The organism is Cohnella rhizoplanae (genome assembly GCF_948329515.1).
GTDB lineage: Bacteria > Bacillota > Bacilli > Paenibacillales > Paenibacillaceae > Cohnella > Cohnella rhizoplanae.
In genome coordinates this window covers 49665-68346 of record NZ_CAOJCN010000018.1, presented here as the reverse complement: position 1 = coordinate 68346, position 18682 = coordinate 49665, and the positions used below count along the sequence as shown (strand labels likewise).

Genomic DNA, 18682 nt, shown 5'->3' with positions numbered 1-18682 from the left:
CTACCTTTCGCTGACGGCAGCCGCCGGATACAAGTAGGTCTCGTCGACCGGCACGCGCAGTTGGCCGCGCGTGCCGGCTCTTAGAGGCTCGTGGTGGAACAGGGAGAGCATCTCTCCGCCCGCGAGCTCGGCGAGCACGCGCCAGCGGTTCCCCTCGAAGGCGCTGTGCGCGATGCGGGCGGAGAGCCGGTTGAAGGCCGCGGCGTTCAGCGGCGCTGCCGGGGCATCCGGCTCCGCGGAGGCGGCTACCTCCGCAGCGGCAAGCGCGCCGTCCGCATGCGCGCCCTCCGTCTCCCAAGCGGCGGCATCCGGCCGGAACAATGCGATCGCGGGACCGGCGGACTGACGGCCGCTCCAGCAGGCGGCCGTCCGCCCCCGGACGACGGCCCCTTCCGTCCGGATGGCCGGGCCGGCCTGCTCTCCGTCGACAAGGCCCGCGAGCCGGTTGCCCGCGCCGAGCAGCGACGCGACGGATGCGGTCGCCGGCTCTCGGTAGCACGCCTCCGGGCTGTCGATCTGGTCGATGCCGCCGTTGCGCATGATGACGAGCCGGTCCGCCATCGCGAACGCCTCCTCCGGATCGTGCGTTACGTGGAAAACCGTCGTCCCCAGCTTGCGCAGCAGGTAGGACAGCTCGGTCCGCATCTCGATCCGCAGCCGCATGTCGAGATTGGACATCGGCTCGTCGAGCAGCAGCAGGTCCGGCTGCGTCGCCAGTGCGCGGGCGATCGCCACGCGCTGCTGCTGGCCGCCCGAGAGCTGCGCGGGCAGGCGGCCGGCCAGCGGCTCCAGATGCAGCAGCCGCAGCAGCTCCTCCACATTGGCGCGGATATCGGAGGACGACGACCGCTTTCTTTTCAGACCGTACGCAATATTGTCGTACACGCTCATATGCGGCCACAGGGCATAGTCTTGGAACACCATGTTAATGCCGCGCTTCTCCGGCGGGACGAGTCTCGTGGCCGTGGAGACAGCTTCGCCGCGCAGCCGGATCTCGCCGCCGTCGGGCTGCTGCAGGCCGGCGATGAGCTGAAGCAGCGTCGACTTGCCGCAGCCGGACGGGCCGAGCACGCTGATGATCTGCCCGCGGTTGACGCTGAAGTCGACGCCCCGAAGCGCGGGCTGGCCCGCATAGGATTTGTGGAGCTGGCGGATCTCTAGGATGGGATTCAAAGGCCTTGCCTCCTTGCTTCCTTCGGTTTGAACAGACGCTCCGCGATCAGGATCAGCCCGACGACCGCGCCGCCGCCCGTCAGGGTCGCCGCGGCCGCGTAGCCGAAGTTCAGATCCTCGAACGCCTTGTTGATCACGACGGGCAGCGTCATGAAGTTCGGCGGGAACAGGATCGAGGTCATCGCCAGATCGAAGACGCTCGCCCCGAACGCCGCCAGCGCGGCGGAGAGCAGCGCGCCGCGCAGCAGCGGCAGCAGGATCGTCCGCAGCCTGCGGAAAAACGACGCGCCCTGCATCTGAGCGGCGGACAGCAGCCCCTGCGGCACCTTCGCCATAGCCCCTGTTACGATTCTCGTAATGACGGGGATCGCGCCCGCTACGCCCGCCAGCACGAGAATTGCGGGTTTGCCGTAGAGCAGCAGGCCGATGCGCTCGAGCCAAGCCTGGTTCCAGATGAAAATGTAGCCGATGCCGAGCACCACGCCCGGGACCGCCAGCGAGATCAGCGAGATGACGTCGACGGCCCGTTTCAGCTTAAACCGGGAATACGTGAGCACGTAAGCCACCAGCAGCCCGACCATCAGGCCGACGACGGCCGCGACCGCCGCGATCTCGAGCGAATGCAGCAGCGCCCCCGTCAACTGCCCGCCTGAGGCGAACAGCGCCTTGAAGTGTTCCAGGGTGAACGCCGTGCCTCCGGCCTTGTCGGGACGGGTCACGGAGGTCAGCAGGTTGGCGCCGAGGGGAACGCCCGCCGCGAAGGCCAGCAGCAGCAGATTGACGCCCGCCAGCAGCCAGCCTCCTTTGGCTGGCCGCTCTGCCCGTGCGCGCGTGGCCCGGCCGCCGAGGAAGTCGAAGCGCGCCCGCCGCAGCGCCCAGAACTGCACGCTCATCGCCATCGCGATGATCACGACGAGATAGAAGGACAGCACGCCCGCCATATCGAACCGGATCGGGGAAGTGTACAGCGCCGAATAGATCGAGTAAGGGAGCGTCGGATAGCGGAAAACGGCTGCGATGGAGGCCGGCAGGCCGAAGTCTCCGACCGTGTCCATGAAGACGAGCAGCGCGCCCGAACAATAGGCGGGCAGCAGCAGCGGCGCTTCGATCGTCCGCCAGACGGTCCAGGGACCGCCTCCGTTCAGGCGTCCCGCCTCGCCCAGGCGGTCCATCTTCCATTCCAGCGCCGCGTGCACGGCCAGATAAGCGAACGGGAACTTACTCAGGGACATGACGACGATCAGCCCGGCGGGCGTGAACACGGCATCATGGACCCACCGCCAGCCGAACCAATTCGCCGCGAGACCGTCGGACGAGGCGAACATGACCCATCCCTGCGCGAGAATGAAGGACGGCGTCACGATCAGCAGCCACACCGCACCGTCGAGCAGCCTGGCCCCCGGAAACGCCCAGCGGGACCGCGCCGTGGCCAGCGCCGCCCCGATCGCCGTGCCGAGCAATGTCGTGCCGATGCCGAGCACCAGCGTGTTTTTGAGCGACAGGTACCAGAGCGGACGGCGGAACATCTCCCCCAGTAGGGAGAGGTCGCCGAGCCGGCGGCTGCCGAAGAAAAAGCCGGGCAGCAGGACCTGAAGAATGACTGCGGCGAGCGGCAGCATGATCAACAAAACAAGAAGGGCCAGCACCAGCCAGCCCGTCCTGCTTCCGTAAGAGAAAAGCGAAAGCCGCATCTTTATTTCACCGAACGATCGGCGAACCACTGCTTGATCTCCGCTTCATGCTCCGCCGCCCACGAAGCTCCAGCTACGACGAGCTTGGCGTTCGGTTCGCGGTCCGCCTTGGCCGTCACGCCCGCGACGCTCGGCTCGAAGTAGCTCTCGTCGCCCTGGTCGATCAGCGCCTGCTGCGTCTTGGGATCGAGCAGGAACTCGACGAATGCCTTGGCCGCGTCCTGATGCTGGCTGTCCTTCTGGATCGCCGCCACGCGTACGGACGCCGGCGCACCTTCCTCCGGCCAGACGATCTCGATCGGCTCGCCGTCGTTTTTCAGCGTGTAGGCATTGCTCTCCTGCAGCGCCGCGACCTTGATCTCGCCGCCCGTGAGCGCCTTGGCGACATTCGGATTTTTAGGATACACATGCGCGCCGTTCTTGAGCACGCCGTCGAAGTACGATTGGCCGCCCTCGACGCCTTTGTCCTGGAAGAACCAGGACACGAACGGGTAAGCTGGCGCGGCTACCGCAGGGTCCGCCATGCCGACTGTGCCCTTGTACTTCGCGTCCGCGAGATCCGCCCAGCTCTTTGGCGCGTCGGCCGCGCTAAACGACTTCGTGTTGTAGACGATGACGCCCGCGGCATGGGCGCCGGTCGGATAGTAGGCCTTGTTGGCAGGCACGAACGCCTTGGCAAAGTCCGTCAGTCCAGCCGCTGCGGCAGGCTCCCAACCTTCGAGCAGTTGCCCTTGGCCGCCCAAGCTCTCGATCGACGGCATCGCGTCCATCCAGACGACGTCCCAGTGCGGGTTGCCCTTCTCGGCTTCGATGCGGGACATGATCTCCGCGCCGTTGCCGCTGACGATATTCAGCTTGTAGCCGGTCTGCGCTTCGAACATCGGCTTGACGATCGTGTCGAAGTCGTTGAGGTACACCGTCAGCGTCTCGCCGTTGCCGGCGGCCGGCGATGCGGCTGCGCTCTCCGAAGGCGAAGCCGTCGACTCGGACGAGGCCGGCGCGGCGGACGAGGACGAGGACGAAGCCGTGTCAGTAGCCGTCGCGGCCGCAGCCTCGCCCCCCGCGTTGTTGTTCGCGTTGCCGCATCCCGCAGCGGTCAGAGACAGGCCGATCAGCGCCAGTGCGGCGAGCTTGCGGTGCTGGACAAGATTCATTTTGGAAGATCCCCCTCGTATTCTTTCGTGATAGCTTCACTTTAAGGGAGGTTTGTCAGCACGGCGTAAAGCGCGGAACAAATCGAAGTTAAATATACTCTATGTATATTGATTAAATCATAGATACAATCTATAGTTGGAATCTATAGTTAGAATTGCTTTAGCTCCACATTATGTTCTCAAAAGAGGGCCGTCGCATGAATCCCCAGCAGCTACGAATTTTTATGCAGGCCGCGGAGGGCCGCAGCTTGACGGAGACCGCTTCCGCGCTCGGCCTGAAGCAGCCTACCGTGTCGTTTCACATGCAGAAGCTGGAGCAGTCGGCGGGCGTGTCGCTGTTCCGCAAGCAAGGGGGGCGGATGCGGCTGACGGATGCGGGAGAGGCGCTGCTCCCCTACGCTTCGAAAATATCGGCATTGCTGGACGAGGCCGAGCAGCTGATGTCGGACTACAGGGAGCAAGGCCGCGGCAAGCTGAAGATCGGCGCCAGCTATACGCCGGCCACCTACTTCCTGCCCGCGTATCTCGCGGAGTTCCAGATGCAGTATCCGCTGGCGCTGCCTACGCTGACCGTCAAGCAGGCCGGGGACGCGATCGCCCTGCTGCAGAGCTATGAGATCGACGTCGCGGTCGTCTCGCTGGCGGAGGAGCCCTACGCCGACCTCGACGTCATCCCACTGAGCGAGGACCCGCTGACGTTGGCGCTGGCTCCCTTCCACCCGCTGGCCGCCGGCGAGATCGGCATCGAAGACCTGCAGGGGCAGCCGTTCCTCGTCCACGAGCCCGGCTCCACGTCGCGCAGCTTGTCCGAGCGCTGGGCCGCCGACAACGGCCTGCGCTGGCAGATCCGCATGGAACTCGGCGCCATCGAGACGATCAAGGAGGCTGTCAAGCACGGCATGGGCATCGGCATCCTGCCGCGCCGCAGCGTGCGCCGGGAGGAGATCTCCGGCGAGCTCGCGCTCCGCGATCTGCCAGGCAAGGTCAGCGTTCGCCGCATCTGCCTCGTTTATCGGAAGGAAGATGTCCCGGTTCGACAGGCTGCGGCGTTTATCGCGTTTATGCGGGGGAAGCTGGGGGTATAACGTGTAGCTTGAATCGCATTCGTATAACGCGAGCATGAAGCGTGAGCTTCAAACGCTGAACCTTGTACGCCACTTGGCGATCTGCCCGCTTGCCATCAGACGCGAAGCAGCAGCTTGCCTGTCGTGCCCCCTTGCTCCAGCAGCCTGAATGCCCGGTCGGCCTCCGCCATCGGATATACGCCGTAGATATCGGCGTCAACTTCCCCCCGAGCGGCCATCGCCAAGGCCCGGGACAAGGCCTCTCCCACCGCATCGGGCGCAAATGCCGCGTACGCGCCGATGTTCAGGCCCAGCGCGGCCCGATTGCCGAGCCAAGCCTCGTTCAGCCGCAGCTCCGTGTCCGCCTCGTCGCTGGCATTGCCGAGCAGGACGAGACGCGCAAGCGGCTGAAGGGTCTCGAAGCTGCGCGTTCTGGTCTCGCCTCCGACGGGGTCGAACACATGATGCACGCCTTTGCCGCCGGTCAATCGAAGCGTCTCCTCCTTGAACTCGCCTCGCAGCAGCAGCTTATCGTATACGGTCGCTCCCGCCGCATCCCGCTTCGCCGCGCTGCCTACCGTGCCGAGAACAAGCCCCGCGCCTTGCCTTCTCGCGACCTGTCCGACGAGACTGCCCAGTCCGCCAAGCGCGCCATGCACAAGCACGTCTTGACCCGGCTGCACTTGCGCAACGCGCTTGACCGCCAGATAAGCCGTGGCTGCGTTCACGGCGAGGGCGGCCGCCCGATCCATGCCTAGACCCTCTAGCGCTCCTTCCAGCGGCACCGTCAGCTCGGGCCGCGCGGAGACGACCGAGGCGTAGCCGCCGAGCTCGGTCAGCGTCATCGCGACGACAGGCTGGCCGATCCTGAAGCCCTCGACGCCTGCGCCCACCGACCGGACGTAGCCGGACACCTCGAGCCCCGGCACGAACGGCGTCGGCAGGCCGAGATACCCTCTGCTGAGCAGCGAGTCGATCATGCCGACGCCGGCATAGACGACGTCGATCGTCAGTTGTCCCGGCAGCGCCTCCGGGTTCGGTCCTTCCTGCAGTTTCATGATTCGATCGTCTCCCGCTTGCTCTACGACGAATGCTTGCATGGTTCATTCGCTCCTTCATTATCGTTTGATCTTTCGTACGGCGTTTGCCTTGGTCTCTACCTTACGCGCGCTTACGGCGGCCAACCAGATTTTAGTTAAGCTATTATGTTCGCTAATAGGATAGGACGGGCGCCGCCGTTAGGAAGCGCGCAAAAAAGCCCAAGGCGGGGGCCTTGGGCAGGTGCCGATAGAAGGGAGGCGCCATTGCGCTTTGGATAGAGGAAACCTTGCAGCGCCTCGTTCAAGCTTGGGAAGGAGGACGGCAAGGCCGCAGCTTAGAAGCGGCTACAGTCCGAGCTCAGCCAGCTTTTCCGCGGTACCCGAGCCGGGGAGCGGGACGTACATGCAGCACATGTACGCCTCCAGGTCGTTGATCTGGCTGAAAGTGACGACTTCGAACCGGAGCAGGCCGAGCGCCGGATGAGCGATATCGACGCGCATGCCGTTCTTTTCTCCCACCTCGTGCTTGGCCCACCAGTCCGCGAACGGCTCGCTCCGCGCCTGCAGCTCGGAGACAAGCTCCGCATACCAGCCCTGGTCCGCGATCAGATCGTAATGCTTGCGATAATAGGCGAGCGCGAGCTTCGTCGACTGCTCCCAGTTCACGACGCGTTCGCGGAACGTAGGGTGCAGGAAGATCAGCTTCAGCATGACCCGCTCATCATCGGGAATCGCAGCGAAATCCATCACCAGCTCGCAAGCGAGCGCATTCCACGCGACGAGCCTGTTGCGCGGATCGATCACGAAAAACGGGTACGGCATCGTCCGAACCATCTCGAGAAACGCCTCGGTCAGCGGAGACGAATCCGGTGCGGCAAGCGCGGTCTGCGGAGCCTGGCGACCGTTCAGCCGATGCAGATATTGCCGCTCGGCCGGCGTGAGCTGAAGGGCGTTGCCGATGCTCTCGAGCACCTCGGGCGAAGCCGACATCTCTCTGCCCTGCTCGAGCCATGTATACCAGGTCAGGCTGACGCCTGCAAGCTGGGCGACCTCTTCCCGGCGCAGGCCAGGCGTGCGCCGCCGGCTGAACCCGTCGCGGAACCCGAACGCTTGCGGCGACAAGCTTGCCCTGCGGGATTTGAGAAAGTCCCCTAGCGACTTGCGCTGCAGCTGGTCCTCCATCGCTCCATTCTCCTCCTTCGCCGGCATATCCGACATTTGAATCCTTATCTCGAAGTATAGGCGCCGCACCCTTTTACGATCAAGTTCTGAGGCCGGATTCACGAGTCCGCGCAAGAATGACCGACGTAAGGCGGTTCGCCGAAGGCGCTTATACGGGCATAAAAAATCCCCGCCAACCGTGCGCCGCATGCGGCGCCTTCGAGACGGGGAACGATGTTGCATATCGGTCGAAAGAATGGCTCGGTTCTCGTCCGCGATGGCGGCGCTCATCCGCAATGGGGGCGCTCATCCGTCTAGCGGCTCTTCGCGTCGTATTCCTCCGTCCAAGCCTGCGTCTGCGCGAGCGCGGCTTCCGCCCGCCCGATCGCTTCGCTCACCTGGTTGCCGGCGGTGCCGCCGTAGACGTTGCGCGCGGCGACGACGGTCTCCGGCTTCAGCGTCTCGTAGATCCGATCGTCGAACAGCTCGGAGAATTGCTTGAACTCGTCGAGCGTCAGGTCGAGCAGGAACTTGCCCTGCTGGATGCAATAGAGCACCGTCTTGCCGATGACCTCGTGCGCCTGGCGGAACGGCAGACCTTTGTTCACGAGGAAGTCGGCGATATCCGTCGCATTGGAGAAGTCTTGGTCTACGGCGCGGCGCATCTTGTCCTTGCGAACCTTCATCGTCGCGATCATCGGCGCGAACAGCTGAAGCGCGCCCTGCAGCGTCTTCACGGTGTCGAACATGCCTTCCTTGTCTTCTTGCATGTCCTTGTTGTACGCCAGCGGCAGCGACTTCAGCACGGTCAGCAGGCCGACCAGGTTGCCGTACACGCGGCCCGTCTTGCCACGGACGAGTTCGGGCACGTCGGGGTTTTTCTTCTGCGGCATAATGCTCGACCCGGTGCAGAACGCGTCGTCCAGCTCCACGAACTGGAACTCCGTGCTCGACCAGAGGATGAGCTCCTCGCTGAGGCGCGACAGATGCGTCATGATCAGCGATGCGCCGGCCAGGAACTCGACGATGAAGTCGCGGTCGCTGACGGCGTCGAGGCTGTTCTCGTACACGCGGCCGAAGTTCAGCAGCTCCGCCGTGTACAGGCGGTCGATCGCGAACGTCGTGCCCGCGAGGGCGCCAGCGCCGAGCGGCAGCGCGTCGATGCGCTTGTAGCTGTCCTGGAGGCGCTCGATGTCGCGGCCGAACATGGACACGTACGCCATCAGATGATGGGCGAACAGAATCGGCTGCGCGCGCTGGAGATGGGTGTAGCCAGGCACGATCGTGTCGAGGTTGGCCTTGGCCTGGCCGATGAGCGCCTCCTGCAGCTTGGACAGCAGGCCGACGAATTCCACGACGCGCTTGCGCAGGTATAGGTGCATGTCGGTCGCGACCTGGTCGTTGCGGCTGCGGCCGGTGTGCAGCTTCCCGCCGACAGGACCGATCTCTTCGATCAGCGCCTTCTCGATATTCATATGAATGTCTTCGTCCGCGATCAGGAACTGCTGCTCCCCGCTGCGGATGCGCTGCTGCACCTTCAGCAGGCCCGCCTTGATCGTCTCGACGTCTTCCTGCGGCAGGATGCCGCAGCGTCCCAGCATCGTCACGTGCGCGAGGCTGCCCTGGATATCCTCCTCGGCCAGCTCCTTGTCGAACGTGATCGACGCCGTATATTCCTCTACCAGCTGGTCGGTCTTCTTCGTAAACCGGCCGCCCCACAGCTTGCTCATGACGCTAGTTAGCCCCTCTCTGCAACACATAGAACTGATCTCGTTGATCGGGCGAATAAGGATGCGCGGCATCCTTATTCGCTTGTCATGCCGAGTTTAGGCGGAGATAACGATATGCCGCATCCTTATTCGTTCGCCATACCGGGTTCCCGCGCCAATAGCGATGTGCGATATCCTTATTCGCTCCACGTACCGGGTTCCCGCGCAAATAGCGATATGCGGCATCCTTATCTGCGCGCCAGATCCGCGATTTAGACGCCGGAAGCGCCGTTCACGCCGGACGATACCTTCAGACGCAGCGCGTTCAGGCGGATGAAGCCGGTCGCGTCGCCTTGGTCGTACGCCTGGGTCGGGTCGGCCTCCATCGTGGCGATGTGCGGGTTGTACAGGCTGACCGGGCTCTTGAGGCCGGCAGCCAGGATGTTGCCTTTGTACAGCTTGAGGCGCACGGTACCGGTGACGTTCTTCTGGCTCTCGTTCACGAGCGCCTGAATCGCGAGCCGCTCCGGCGCGAACCAGAAGCCGTTGTACACGAGCGTGCTGTACTTCGAGATGAGCGAGTCGCGCAGGTGCATGACGTCGCGGTCCATCGTCAGCGACTCCATCTTGCGGTGCGCGGTGAACAGGATGCTGCCGCCCGGGGTCTCGTACACGCCGCGGGACTTCATGCCGACGAAGCGGTTCTCGACCATGTCGACGCGGCCGATGCCGTGCTTGCCGCCCAGCTCGTTCAGCTTGTTCATCACTTGGAGCGGAGACAGCTTCTCGCCGTTAACGGCGACAACGATGCCCGCTTCGAAGTCGAGCTCGACGTACTCAGCTTGATCGGGCGCCTTCTCCGGCGAAACGCTCAGCACGTACATGTCCTGCACGTCGTCCGCGCTGGAGTCGAACCACGGGTCCTCGAGCATGCCGCTCTCGAAGCTGATGTGCAGCAGGTTGCGGTCCATCGAGTAAGGCTTGGCGGCGGATGCCTGCACGTTGATGCCATGCTTCTCGGCGTAGGCGATCATCTCGGCGCGGCCCGGGAACGCTTCGCGGAATACTTCGTCGCGCCAAGGCGCGATGACCTTGATGTCAGGCGCGAGCGCGGCCGCGGTCAGCTCGAAGCGGACCTGGTCGTTGCCCTTGCCGGTCGCGCCGTGCGCGATGGCGGTGGCGCCTTCGGCGCGGGCGATCTCGACCATGCGCTTGGCGATGAGCGGGCGCGCGATCGAGGTGCCGAGCAGATATTGCCCTTCGTAGAGCGCGCCGGCCTGGAACATCGGGTAGATGAAGTCCTTGGCGAACTCGTCCTGCAGGTCGTCGATGTACACCTTGGAGGCGCCGGTCTTGATGGCTTTTTCCTCCAGGCCGTCCAGCTCTTCCTTCTGGCCGATGTCGGCCGTGAAGGCGATGATCTCTGCGTCGTACGTCTCCTTCAGCCACGTGAGGATGACGGAGGTATCCAGGCCGCCGGAGTAGGCGAGCACGATTTTTTCTTTTGCCATGGTAGGGATGAACGCTCCTCTATTGGAAAATGAATGTTGGCGCGGCAAGCGCGCCGGGATCGCCTGAACCGCGGTCTGCGGCATTCGGCAGCTTACATGATCGCGGCCATGACGGCCTTCTGCGCGTGGAGGCGGTTCTCCGCTTCGTCGAAAATGATGGAGTGCGGGCCGTCGATGACGCCCTCGCTCACTTCCTCGCCGCGGTGCGCCGGCAGGCAGTGCATGAACAGGTAGTCGGACTTGGCGTGCTTCGCCAGTTCCTCGTTGACCTGATAGTTCTTGAAGGCGCGCTCGCGCTCCTGCTGCTCGGCCTCGAAGCCCATGCTCGCCCACACGTCGGTGTAGATGATATCGGCGCCTTCGACCGCCTCGCGCGCATCGCGAACGATGTCGACCCGGGAGCCGGACTGGTCAGCGAACTCGCGCGCCAGCTTGACCTGATCCGCATCCGGCTCGTACCCTTCCGGCGACGCGCTGGCGAAGTGGATGCCCAGCTTGCTCGCGCCGATCATGAGGGAATGCACCATGTTGTTGCCGTCGCCGACGTAGGCGACCTTGAGGCCCTCCAGCTTGCCCTTGTGCTCCAGAATCGTCTGATAGTCGGCGAGCGCCTGGCAAGGGTGGGACTGATCGGACAGCGCGTTGATAACCGGGATCGTCGCGCCGCGGGCCAGCTCGACCACGTTGCGGTGGCCGAAGGTGCGGATGATGATGCCGTCCAGATAGCGCGACAGCGTCTGCGCGGTATCGCGGATCGTCTCGCCGCGGCCCATCTGAATGTCGTTCTTGCTCAGGAACAGGCCGTGGCCGCCGAGCTGGAACATGCCGACCTCGAACGATACGCGCGTGCGGGTGGAAGACTTCTCGAAGATCATCCCGAGCGTCTTGCCCTTCAGCGGCTGGTAAACCTCTCCGCTCTTCTGCTTGCGCTTGAGCTCGACGGCGAGGTCGAGCAGGTAACGGATCTCGTCAGGCTGGTAATCGACGAGCCCCAGGAAATCCCGCCCTTTGAGACTTTGGGCGAGTTCTTCGGCGTTAGCGGCCGGGTTAGGCATGGCGATACCTCCTTGGTATGTGAACGGGCGCTTAAGCCCGCATGCGTGTTGAAATAAACGATGAATGGCCGGTCAGTTCGAAGCGGCCTTGGCCGCTGCGGCCTCGGTCAGCACGGCGGCGATGAGCTCGACCGCGCGATCCATGTCCTCGCGGGACACGAGCAGGCTCGGCAGCAGGCGGATGACCGTCGGTCCCGCCGTGACGACGAGCAGGCCGCGCTTGTGCAGCTCGCCGATCCAATCGGCGACCGGCTCGGTGCACTGGATGCCGATGAGGAGGCCGCGGCCGCGGATCTCGGTGACGATCGGCAGATCCAGCAGCCTGTCGCTCAGCTGAGCGACCAGGTACTCCCCGGAGGCTGCCGCGCGATCCGGCGCGTCCTGCTTCAGCATCGACTCGATCGTGGCGGCCACGACCGTCGAGGCGATCGGCGTGCCGCCGAACGTCGTCGCGTGCGCGCCCGCCGTGAAGGCCGGGATCAGCTTTTCCTTGCCGAGCATCGCGCCGACCGGGAAGCCGCTGCCGATGCCTTTGGCCAGCGTGAAGATATCAGGCTCCACGTCATAATGCTGGTGCGCGAACAGCTTGCCCGTGCGGCCCATGCCCGTCTGGACTTCGTCCAGGATGAGCAGCAGGCCGTGACGGTCGCACAGCTCGCGGACGCCGCGCAGGAATTCCGGCTCGACGACGATCACGCCGCCCTCCGCCTGCACGAGCTCCAGCATAATCGCGGCCGTACGGTCCGTGATCGCGGCCTCGAGCGCCGGCAGATCGTGCAGCGGCACATGAACGAAGCCCTCGGGCAGCGGCAGGAAGCCTTCCTTGACTTTGTCCTGGCCGGTCGCTGTCAGCGTGGCGAGCGTACGGCCGTGGAACGATTGCGTAAACGTGATGACCTCATAGCGGCCGGTGCCCAGCACCTTCTGGTGATAGCGGCGGGCCAGCTTGATCGCGGCCTCGTTCGCCTCGGCGCCGCTGTTGCAGAAGAACACGGCGTCGGCGCAGCTGTTGTCCGTCAGCAGCTTAGCCGCCTTTTCCTGGAACGGGTTCCCGAAGAGATTGGACGCATGCCACAGCTCCCCGAGCTGCGCTACGAGCGCATCCTTCACCTCGTCCGGCACATGGCCCAGGCTGGTGACGGCCAGGCCGCCCATGAAGTCGAGATATTCCTTGCCTTGATCGTCCCACAGGCGGCTGCCTTTGCCCTTGACGATCGAGATCGGATAGCGCGCGTAGGTCGGGAACAAGCTGCTCATGTTTTCCACTCCTTCGTGAGTTAAATTATTCGCGTACGATGCGGGTACCCAGGTTCCCTTCGTTGACGGCCCGGCTCAGCACGCGCGGCGCCGCGCCGTCGACGATCAGTACCTCGCGCACGTCGCCGGTCAGGCAGGCCATCGCGGCCCGCACCTTCGGGATCATGCCGCCGTAGATCTCGCCGCTCGCGATCATCTCTTCGATCTGCGCGAAGGTGACCTGCGTCAGCACCTGCTTCTCTCCGTCTACCGTCCGCATGATGCCCGGCACGTCGGTCACGACGATCATCGTGGCGACGCCCAGATGCGAAGCGACCGCGCCCGCGGCGGTGTCCGCGTTGATGTTGTAGCGCTGGCCCGCCGCATCGATGCCGATCGGCGCGATGACGGGCAGGTAGCCGAGCGCCACGATGCCCTGGATGAGCTCGGCGTTGACGCCGGTCACGTCGCCGACAAGGCCGACGAAGTCCGCGTTCGCCACGGGCTTCGCCTCGATGAGCCGCCCGTCGGTACCCGACAGGCCGAGCGCGCGCGCACCGCTCTGCTGGAGCCGCCGCACGATCTGCTTGTTGATGCGGCCGGCGAGCACCATCTCGACGACCTCGAGCGTCGGCTCGTCGGTCACGCGCAGGCCGCCTTCGAAGCGGCTCTCGATGCCGAGCTGCGCGAGCGTCTCGTTGATCGCCGGACCCCCGCCATGCACGATGACCGGCTGCGCACCGCTCTCCTGCAGGTCGCGCAGATCCTCGAAGAACGCGTCCGGCAGCGCGGCGAGCGTGCTGCCGCCGCATTTCATTACGAATGCCATAGTTGTCGCCCGCCTCCCTTAAGTCCGGTAAGCGGCGTTGATCCGCACGTAATCATAGGTCAGGTCGCAACCCCAGGCGAGCGCCTGGCCGCTGCCCATATGCAGGTCGACGCGAATCGCCACCGTGTCGCCCTTGAGGTACGCCAGAGCCGCGTCCTCGTCGAACGCGATCGGACGGGACTGCTCCAGCACGAGGATGTCGCCGAGCCGCACGTCGACCGTGTTAACGTTAAGCGGGACGCCCGCGCGGCCCGCGGCCGCGATGATGCGGCCCCAGTTGGCGTCCGCGCCGAACGCCGCCGACTTCACCAGGCTCGAGCCGATGATCGTCTTGGCGATCGCCTGGGCGTCGGCGTCGCTAGCCGCGCCTGAGACTGTCGTCTCGATCAGCTTGGTCGCGCCTTCGCCGTCGCGGGCGATGGCCTTAGCCAGCTCCTCGCATACGTAGCGCAGCCCTTCGGCGAACGCCGTCCAGTCCGGATGCGCCGGCGTCAGCTCGGCGTTGCCCGCAAGGCCGTTCGCCATCGCGACGAGCATGTCGTTGGTGCTGGTGTCGCCGTCGACGGTGATCATGTTAAACGTCAGGTTCGTGATGTCGCGCAGCAGCGTCTGCAGCGCCGCGGAGCCGATGGCGGCGTCCGTCGTGACGAAGCCGAGCATCGTCGCCATGTTCGGGTGAATCATGCCCGAGCCCTTGGCCGCGCCGGCGATGGTGACCTCGGCGCCGTCGATGACGACGCGCACGCAGGCGGTTTTCTTGACCAGGTCGGTCGTCAGGATCGCCTGGCAGAAGTCGTCGGAGCCTGCCGCGTCGGCCTTCAGCCGCGCCGGCAGTCGCTCGATGCCCGCGCTAACGCGGTCCATCTTGAGCGGCTCGCCGATGACGCCGGTCGAGGCGACGGCGACCTGATTCTTCGCGATGCCGAGCGCTTCGGCGATCTGCGCGCGCATCGCGTAGGCGTCGGCTTCGCCCTGGGCGCCGGTGCAGGCGTTGGCGTTGCCGCTGTTGACGAGCACAGCGGTCAGCAGGCCTTCTTCCGCCAGGCTCTCGCGCGTCACCTGGAGCGGTGCCGCCTGAAATAAATTGGTCGTATACACCGCCGCAGAAGCTGCCGGCACCTCGCTGACGATCACGCCGAGATCGTGGCGCTCCGTTTTCTTCAGACCGCAGTGCAGTCCGCCCGCCTTAAAGCCCTTGGGCGTCGTCACGCCGCCGTCCGGCACGATGAGATAGCTCTTCCCCATGTCGCTCCCGTTCCCCCGTCCGTTATGGATAGACCGGCAGGAACGTCAGACCCGTCGTCTCGTCCCAGCCCATCATCAAGTTCAAGTTCTGTATCGCCTGGCCCGACGCGCCCTTGACGAGGTTGTCGATGACGGAGATTACCGTCAGACGCTTGGTCCGCTCGTCGACGAGCACGCCGATGTCGCAGTAGTTCGAGCCGTACACTTCCTTGGTCGACGGATACGTCCCCTCGGGGCGCACGCGCACGAAGGGGCGGCCCTCGTAGAACTGCTGGTACAGCTCGCGGAAATCGGCCGTCGTGCGGCTCTTGTCCGTCAGGCTCGCGTACATCGTGCTCATGATCCCGCGCGTCATCGGCACGAGATGCGTCGTGAACGACACGGTCACCGGTGCGCCCGCGGCTCGGGCGAGCGTCTGCTCGACCTCCGGCGTGTGCTGGTGCTGGTGGACCTTGTAGGCCTTGAAGTTCTCGTTGACTTCGGAAAAGTGAGCGCTCATATTGAGGCCGCGGCCCGAGCCGGACACGCCGGTCTTGGCGTCGACGATGATGCTGTCGGGGTCGATCCAGCCGGCCTTGACCGCCGGATACAGACCGAGCGTCGTCGCTGTGGGGAAGCAGCCGGGATTGGTGACGAAGTCCGCCCCGCGCACCTCGTCGCCGAACAGCTCGCTCATGCCGAACACGGCTTTTTCCAGTTCGTCCTGTTGCGGCGCTTCTTTTTTGTACCACTGCGCGTAGCTCTCCCTGTCCTTCAGGCGGAAGTCGCCGGACAGGTCGATGACCTTGAGTCCCGCCGCGAGAAACTGGCTCGCCAGCTTCGTGCTGACGCCATGCGGCGTGGCGAAGAATACGACGTCGGCCTTGCCTGCGATGAGTGCGGGATCGACGGCGTCCAGGATGTCCGTGCGGATCTCCGTCAGATGCGGGTAACCGGCCGCGAAGGGCTCGCCCGCGTTGGACGATGAAATGACTGACGTGACCGTCACGTATGGATGGGCGGCCAGGAGCCGGATCAGCTCGACGCCGCCGTAGCCGGTCGATCCGACGATCGCGGCGCGCACGTGAGGTACGGACGACGATGGCGTTGCGGATGCGGATGACGATGAAGATGATGGCATTTTACATACACTCCCTGCTGTATAAAGGAATGGAACGCTGCCCCAGGTCGGCACGCGCTCGCCGTTCTTGGCAAACTATTCCCATTGTACCGGATCGCCGTTGTGATGTCTAAACAATTAAGCCCCGTCGCCGCGCCCTCGCTATGTATGATCTTGCCGCCCATAAGGTGCTGCGGAACGCGGTAGACGGCGTCTCTTCGGCTCGCGGGGTCCGGTTGTCGATGTGTATCATTATACATTCGAATGAGTATTTATTCAATGAAAGAATCGAGTCAATACCAGGCGTGTTTTTGATGTGTATATCGATGTTTTTCATGAATATATCGGCTTCGATGGTTTCGTTTGACTGCAGATGGCTTATGACGTTTTCTTCCCGCTCGGCGTATGCGGTTCGTGGAATCCCTCGCCCAGCACCTCCGCGGCGTTCGTGATTATGACGAAGGCGCCGGGGTCGGCGTCCTGCACGAGTAGCTTGAGGCGCGTCACTTCGTTCTGGCCGACGACGGTCATGAGCACGGGCCGCTGCTCGCCGGTGAAGCCGCCCTCGCCCTGCAGCTTGGTGAGGCCGCGGTCCAGGTCGATGAGCACGGCCTGCGACACCTTGTCCGGCTGCGTCGTCACGATGAAGGCGGCTTTGGACGTCTGGAGGCCGGTCTGCACGACGTCGATCGTCTTGCTCGTGACGAACAGGCCGATGAGAGCGTAGAGCGCATTCTCGGGCGCGATGAGGATGCCGGCCGAGAGGATGACGAGGCCGTCGAGCGTGGCGACCGCAAGGCCGAGCCGCAGGCCGGTGTAGCGGTGCAGGATCTGCGCGGCCGTGTCGAGGCCGCCGGTGGACGCTTGGCCGCGGAAGACGAGGCCGAGGCCGAGCCCGACGCCGAGCCCGCCGTAGATAGCGGCGAGCAGCGGGTTATGCGTGGGCGGCATCCAGTGCGCGGTGAGCAGCACGAATAGCGGCAGCACGACGGAGCCTACGGCGGTCTTGATGCCGAAGCGGCCGCCGAAGACGACGAGGCCCGCGATGAAGAGCGGGATATTGAGCGTCCACTGGGTGTAGGCGGGCGTGATGCCGGTCAGGAAGTTAACGATGACCGAGATGCCGGATACGCCGCCGGAGGCGATGTTGTTGGGCAGGAAGAACAGGTTGAAGCTGACCGCGATGAGAAAGGAGCCTGCGAGCAGCAGCGCCATCGACACGACATTGCGATAGAGCGGCGAGCGCGGCTTGCGGCGGCGCTTGTTCGGCCTCGGCTCAGATTGAAGGCCTGCGCGACTTGTTTCATTTGTCATTTCCATCGTTTGAAGCCTACTTTCTTGTATTTTACAGCGCGCTTTCTATGCAAAAAAAGGCAAGTTCCTCCACCTGGGCGGCGCGACGGGTTCAATCCGGACGGATGCCGGCGTCGGGGTTCACGATGAAGTGAACCGCGCCGGCAATCGGAAGAAACGTTTCCTCGCGTTGCCATTAGTGTCTGAACTTGCCGCATGCATTATTCGATCGGGACCGCCGCCGATTACTCGGCCGCTGCCGCCGGATCCGTCTTGATCTGGCTGCGCAGGTAACCGTCGATGAACGGATCGAGATCGCCGTCCATGACCGCCTGCACGTTGCCCGTCTCGACGCTCGTACGGTGATCCTTCACCATGCTGTACGGGTGGAAGACGTACGAGCGGATCTGGCTGCCCCAGGCGATGTCCAGCTGCTCGCCGCGGATGGCGGCCAGCTCGGCTTGCTGTTCCTGGATTTTCTTCTCGTATAGCTTGGATTGCAGCATCTTCATCGCGCGGTCGCGGTTGGAGATCTGCGAACGCTCGGTCTGACAGGCGACGACGATGCCGGTCGGCAAGTGCGTCAGCCGGATGGCCGAATCGGTCTTGTTGATGTGCTGGCCGCCGGCGCCGCTCGCCCGGTACGTATCGACGCGCAGATCCTCGGGACGGATCTCGATCGTGATGTCGTCCGGAATCTCCGGCACGACGTCGCAGGAAACGAAGGACGTATGGCGTCTGCCCGAAGCGTCGAACGGCGAGATCCGCACGAGCCGGTGCACGCCCTTCTCGGCCTTGAGGTAGCCGTAGGCGTTGTAGCCGCGCACCATGATGGTCACGCTCTTGATGCCCGCTTCGTCGCCAGGCAGATAGTCGAGCAGCTCCACCTTGAAGCCTCTCTTTTCCGCCCAGCGCGTGTACATCCGGTACAGCATCGAAGCCCAGTCCTGCGACTCCGTGCCGCCCGCGCCCGGATGCAGCTCGAGGATGGCATGGGACTTGTCGTACGGCTGGTTGAGCAGCAGCTGCAGCTCGAAGTCGTCGACCTTCTTGGCCAGCGCCCTGACGCTGCCCACCCACTCGGCCTCCAGATCGGCGTCCGACTCTTCCTCGAGCATCTCTTGCATCGCCTCGAGATCCTCTTGCTCGGCCGCAAGCGACGTATATTGCTCGACGGCGCCTTTGACGGCGTTAAGCTCGGAGATGACGCCCTGCGCCTTCTCGTTGTCGTCCCAGAAGTCCGGCGCGCTCATCTTCTCTTCGAAATTCGAGATCATCTCTTGCTTAAGATCTAAGTCAAAGAGACCCCCTAAGGAATCTGAGTCGCTTCGCGGATTCGCGAAGGTCTTGCTTGGCTGTGTAGTCGTTAACCGACATGTAAAATCACCTCATGGTAGAATGCGGCCCGGCTCGCGGTCCGAA

Annotated in this window: 15 protein-coding genes; 1 reads left to right on the top strand and 14 read right to left on the bottom strand. The window is 64.1% G+C overall.

All coding sequences use genetic code 11. The annotated features are described in order from the left end of the window. The 3 genes from PQG80_RS21740 to PQG80_RS21730 are packed head-to-tail and all read right to left on the bottom strand — an operon-like array spanning position 1 to position 4018. Entirely contained in the window at positions 1-1173 is a 1173-nt protein-coding gene (locus PQG80_RS21740; protein WP_271753716.1) for an ABC transporter ATP-binding protein, read from the bottom strand. Next, positions 1170-2864 carry an ABC transporter permease gene (locus PQG80_RS21735; protein ID WP_271753715.1) on the bottom strand — a complete coding sequence of 565 codons (1695 nt, stop codon included), beginning with the start codon at positions 2862-2864 and terminating at the stop codon, positions 1170-1172. Before PQG80_RS21735 ends, PQG80_RS21740 begins: the two co-directional genes overlap by 4 nt. Before the next feature lie 2 nt (positions 2865-2866). After that, positions 2867-4018, bottom strand: coding sequence for an ABC transporter substrate-binding protein (locus tag PQG80_RS21730; RefSeq protein WP_271753714.1), 1152 nt, complete (start codon positions 4016-4018; stop codon positions 2867-2869). Positions 4019-4215: 197 nt separating this feature from the next. Here PQG80_RS21730 and PQG80_RS21725 point away from each other — a divergent pair, with 197 nt between their 5' ends. Then, positions 4216-5103: a LysR family transcriptional regulator gene (locus PQG80_RS21725; RefSeq protein ID WP_271753713.1), complete on the top strand. Its 888-nt coding sequence runs from the start codon at positions 4216-4218 to the stop codon at positions 5101-5103. Between the two features lie 95 nt (positions 5104-5198). On the opposite strand, the gene PQG80_RS21720 is transcribed toward PQG80_RS21725, so the two are convergent. The 11 genes from PQG80_RS21720 to prfB all read right to left on the bottom strand — a co-directional run bounded on the left by PQG80_RS21720 (position 5199) and on the right by prfB (position 18637). Next, on the bottom strand, positions 5199-6182 hold the full coding sequence (locus PQG80_RS21720) for a quinone oxidoreductase family protein (protein ID WP_271753711.1): 984 nt from the start codon (positions 6180-6182) through the stop codon (positions 5199-5201). 285 nt (positions 6183-6467) lie between these two features. Continuing rightward, a complete protein-coding gene (locus PQG80_RS21715) occupies positions 6468-7304 on the bottom strand; it encodes a helix-turn-helix transcriptional regulator (protein ID WP_271753710.1) in 837 nt (278 codons plus the stop codon). Between the two features lie 293 nt (positions 7305-7597). Further along, positions 7598-9013, bottom strand: a complete 1416-nt coding sequence (gene argH / locus PQG80_RS21710; protein WP_271753708.1) for an argininosuccinate lyase — start codon at positions 9011-9013, stop codon at positions 7598-7600. A 251-nt stretch (positions 9014-9264) separates the two neighbouring features. Further along, positions 9265-10503, bottom strand: a complete 1239-nt coding sequence (locus tag PQG80_RS21705) for an argininosuccinate synthase (protein WP_271753706.1) — start codon at positions 10501-10503, stop codon at positions 9265-9267. 92 nt (positions 10504-10595) lie between these two features. Next, positions 10596-11558 carry an ornithine carbamoyltransferase gene (argF, locus tag PQG80_RS21700; protein WP_271753704.1) on the bottom strand — a complete coding sequence of 321 codons (963 nt, stop codon included), beginning with the start codon at positions 11556-11558 and terminating at the stop codon, positions 10596-10598. 72 nt (positions 11559-11630) lie between these two features. Next, entirely contained in the window at positions 11631-12815 is a 1185-nt protein-coding gene (argD, locus tag PQG80_RS21695) for an acetylornithine transaminase (protein ID WP_271753701.1), read from the bottom strand. A 25-nt stretch (positions 12816-12840) separates the two neighbouring features. Continuing rightward, the gene (argB, locus tag PQG80_RS21690; protein ID WP_271753699.1) at positions 12841-13623 is read right to left on the bottom strand and encodes an acetylglutamate kinase; all 783 of its coding nucleotides are present in this window, start codon (positions 13621-13623) and stop codon (positions 12841-12843) included. 18 nt (positions 13624-13641) lie between these two features. After that, the gene (argJ, locus tag PQG80_RS21685) at positions 13642-14868 is read right to left on the bottom strand and encodes a bifunctional ornithine acetyltransferase/N-acetylglutamate synthase (protein WP_271753696.1); all 1227 of its coding nucleotides are present in this window, start codon (positions 14866-14868) and stop codon (positions 13642-13644) included. A 22-nt stretch (positions 14869-14890) separates the two neighbouring features. Continuing rightward, positions 14891-15988, bottom strand: a complete 1098-nt coding sequence (gene argC / locus PQG80_RS21680; RefSeq protein WP_271753693.1) for an N-acetyl-gamma-glutamyl-phosphate reductase — start codon at positions 15986-15988, stop codon at positions 14891-14893. A gap of 357 nt (positions 15989-16345) precedes the next feature. Further along, positions 16346-17287, bottom strand: a complete 942-nt coding sequence (locus PQG80_RS21675; RefSeq protein ID WP_271753691.1) for a YitT family protein — start codon at positions 17285-17287, stop codon at positions 16346-16348. Between the two features lie 218 nt (positions 17288-17505). Next, positions 17506-18637, bottom strand: a protein-coding gene (gene prfB, locus PQG80_RS21670; RefSeq protein ID WP_271753688.1) for a peptide chain release factor 2 whose coding sequence is annotated in 2 segments (ribosomal slippage) — positions 17506-18558 and positions 18560-18637 — 1131 coding nt in all. Because the reading frame shifts where the segments join, the coding sequence is not laid out codon by codon here. Positions 18638-18682: the final 45 nt, after the last annotated feature.

Coding starts and splice junctions, on each gene's coding strand:
- PQG80_RS21735 (WP_271753715.1), bottom strand. CDS start 2,864: ATGCGGCTTTCGCTTTTCTCTTACGGAAGCAGGACGGGCTGGCTGGTG.
- PQG80_RS21730 (WP_271753714.1), bottom strand. CDS start 4,018: ATGAATCTTGTCCAGCACCGCAAGCTCGCCGCACTGGCGCTGATCGGC.
- PQG80_RS21725 (WP_271753713.1), top strand. CDS start 4,216: ATGAATCCCCAGCAGCTACGAATTTTTATGCAGGCCGCGGAGGGCCGC.
- PQG80_RS21720 (WP_271753711.1), bottom strand. CDS start 6,182: ATGCAAGCATTCGTCGTAGAGCAAGCGGGAGACGATCGAATCATGAAA.
- PQG80_RS21715 (WP_271753710.1), bottom strand. CDS start 7,304: ATGGAGGACCAGCTGCAGCGCAAGTCGCTAGGGGACTTTCTCAAATCC.
- argH (WP_271753708.1), bottom strand. CDS start 9,013: ATGAGCAAGCTGTGGGGCGGCCGGTTTACGAAGAAGACCGACCAGCTG.
- PQG80_RS21705 (WP_271753706.1), bottom strand. CDS start 10,503: ATGGCAAAAGAAAAAATCGTGCTCGCCTACTCCGGCGGCCTGGATACC.
- argF (WP_271753704.1), bottom strand. CDS start 11,558: ATGCCTAACCCGGCCGCTAACGCCGAAGAACTCGCCCAAAGTCTCAAA.
- argD (WP_271753701.1), bottom strand. CDS start 12,815: ATGAGCAGCTTGTTCCCGACCTACGCGCGCTATCCGATCTCGATCGTC.
- argB (WP_271753699.1), bottom strand. CDS start 13,623: ATGGCATTCGTAATGAAATGCGGCGGCAGCACGCTCGCCGCGCTGCCG.
- argJ (WP_271753696.1), bottom strand. CDS start 14,868: ATGGGGAAGAGCTATCTCATCGTGCCGGACGGCGGCGTGACGACGCCC.
- argC (WP_271753693.1), bottom strand. CDS start 15,988: ATGCCATCATCTTCATCGTCATCCGCATCCGCAACGCCATCGTCGTCC.
- PQG80_RS21675 (WP_271753691.1), bottom strand. CDS start 17,287: ATGGAAATGACAAATGAAACAAGTCGCGCAGGCCTTCAATCTGAGCCG.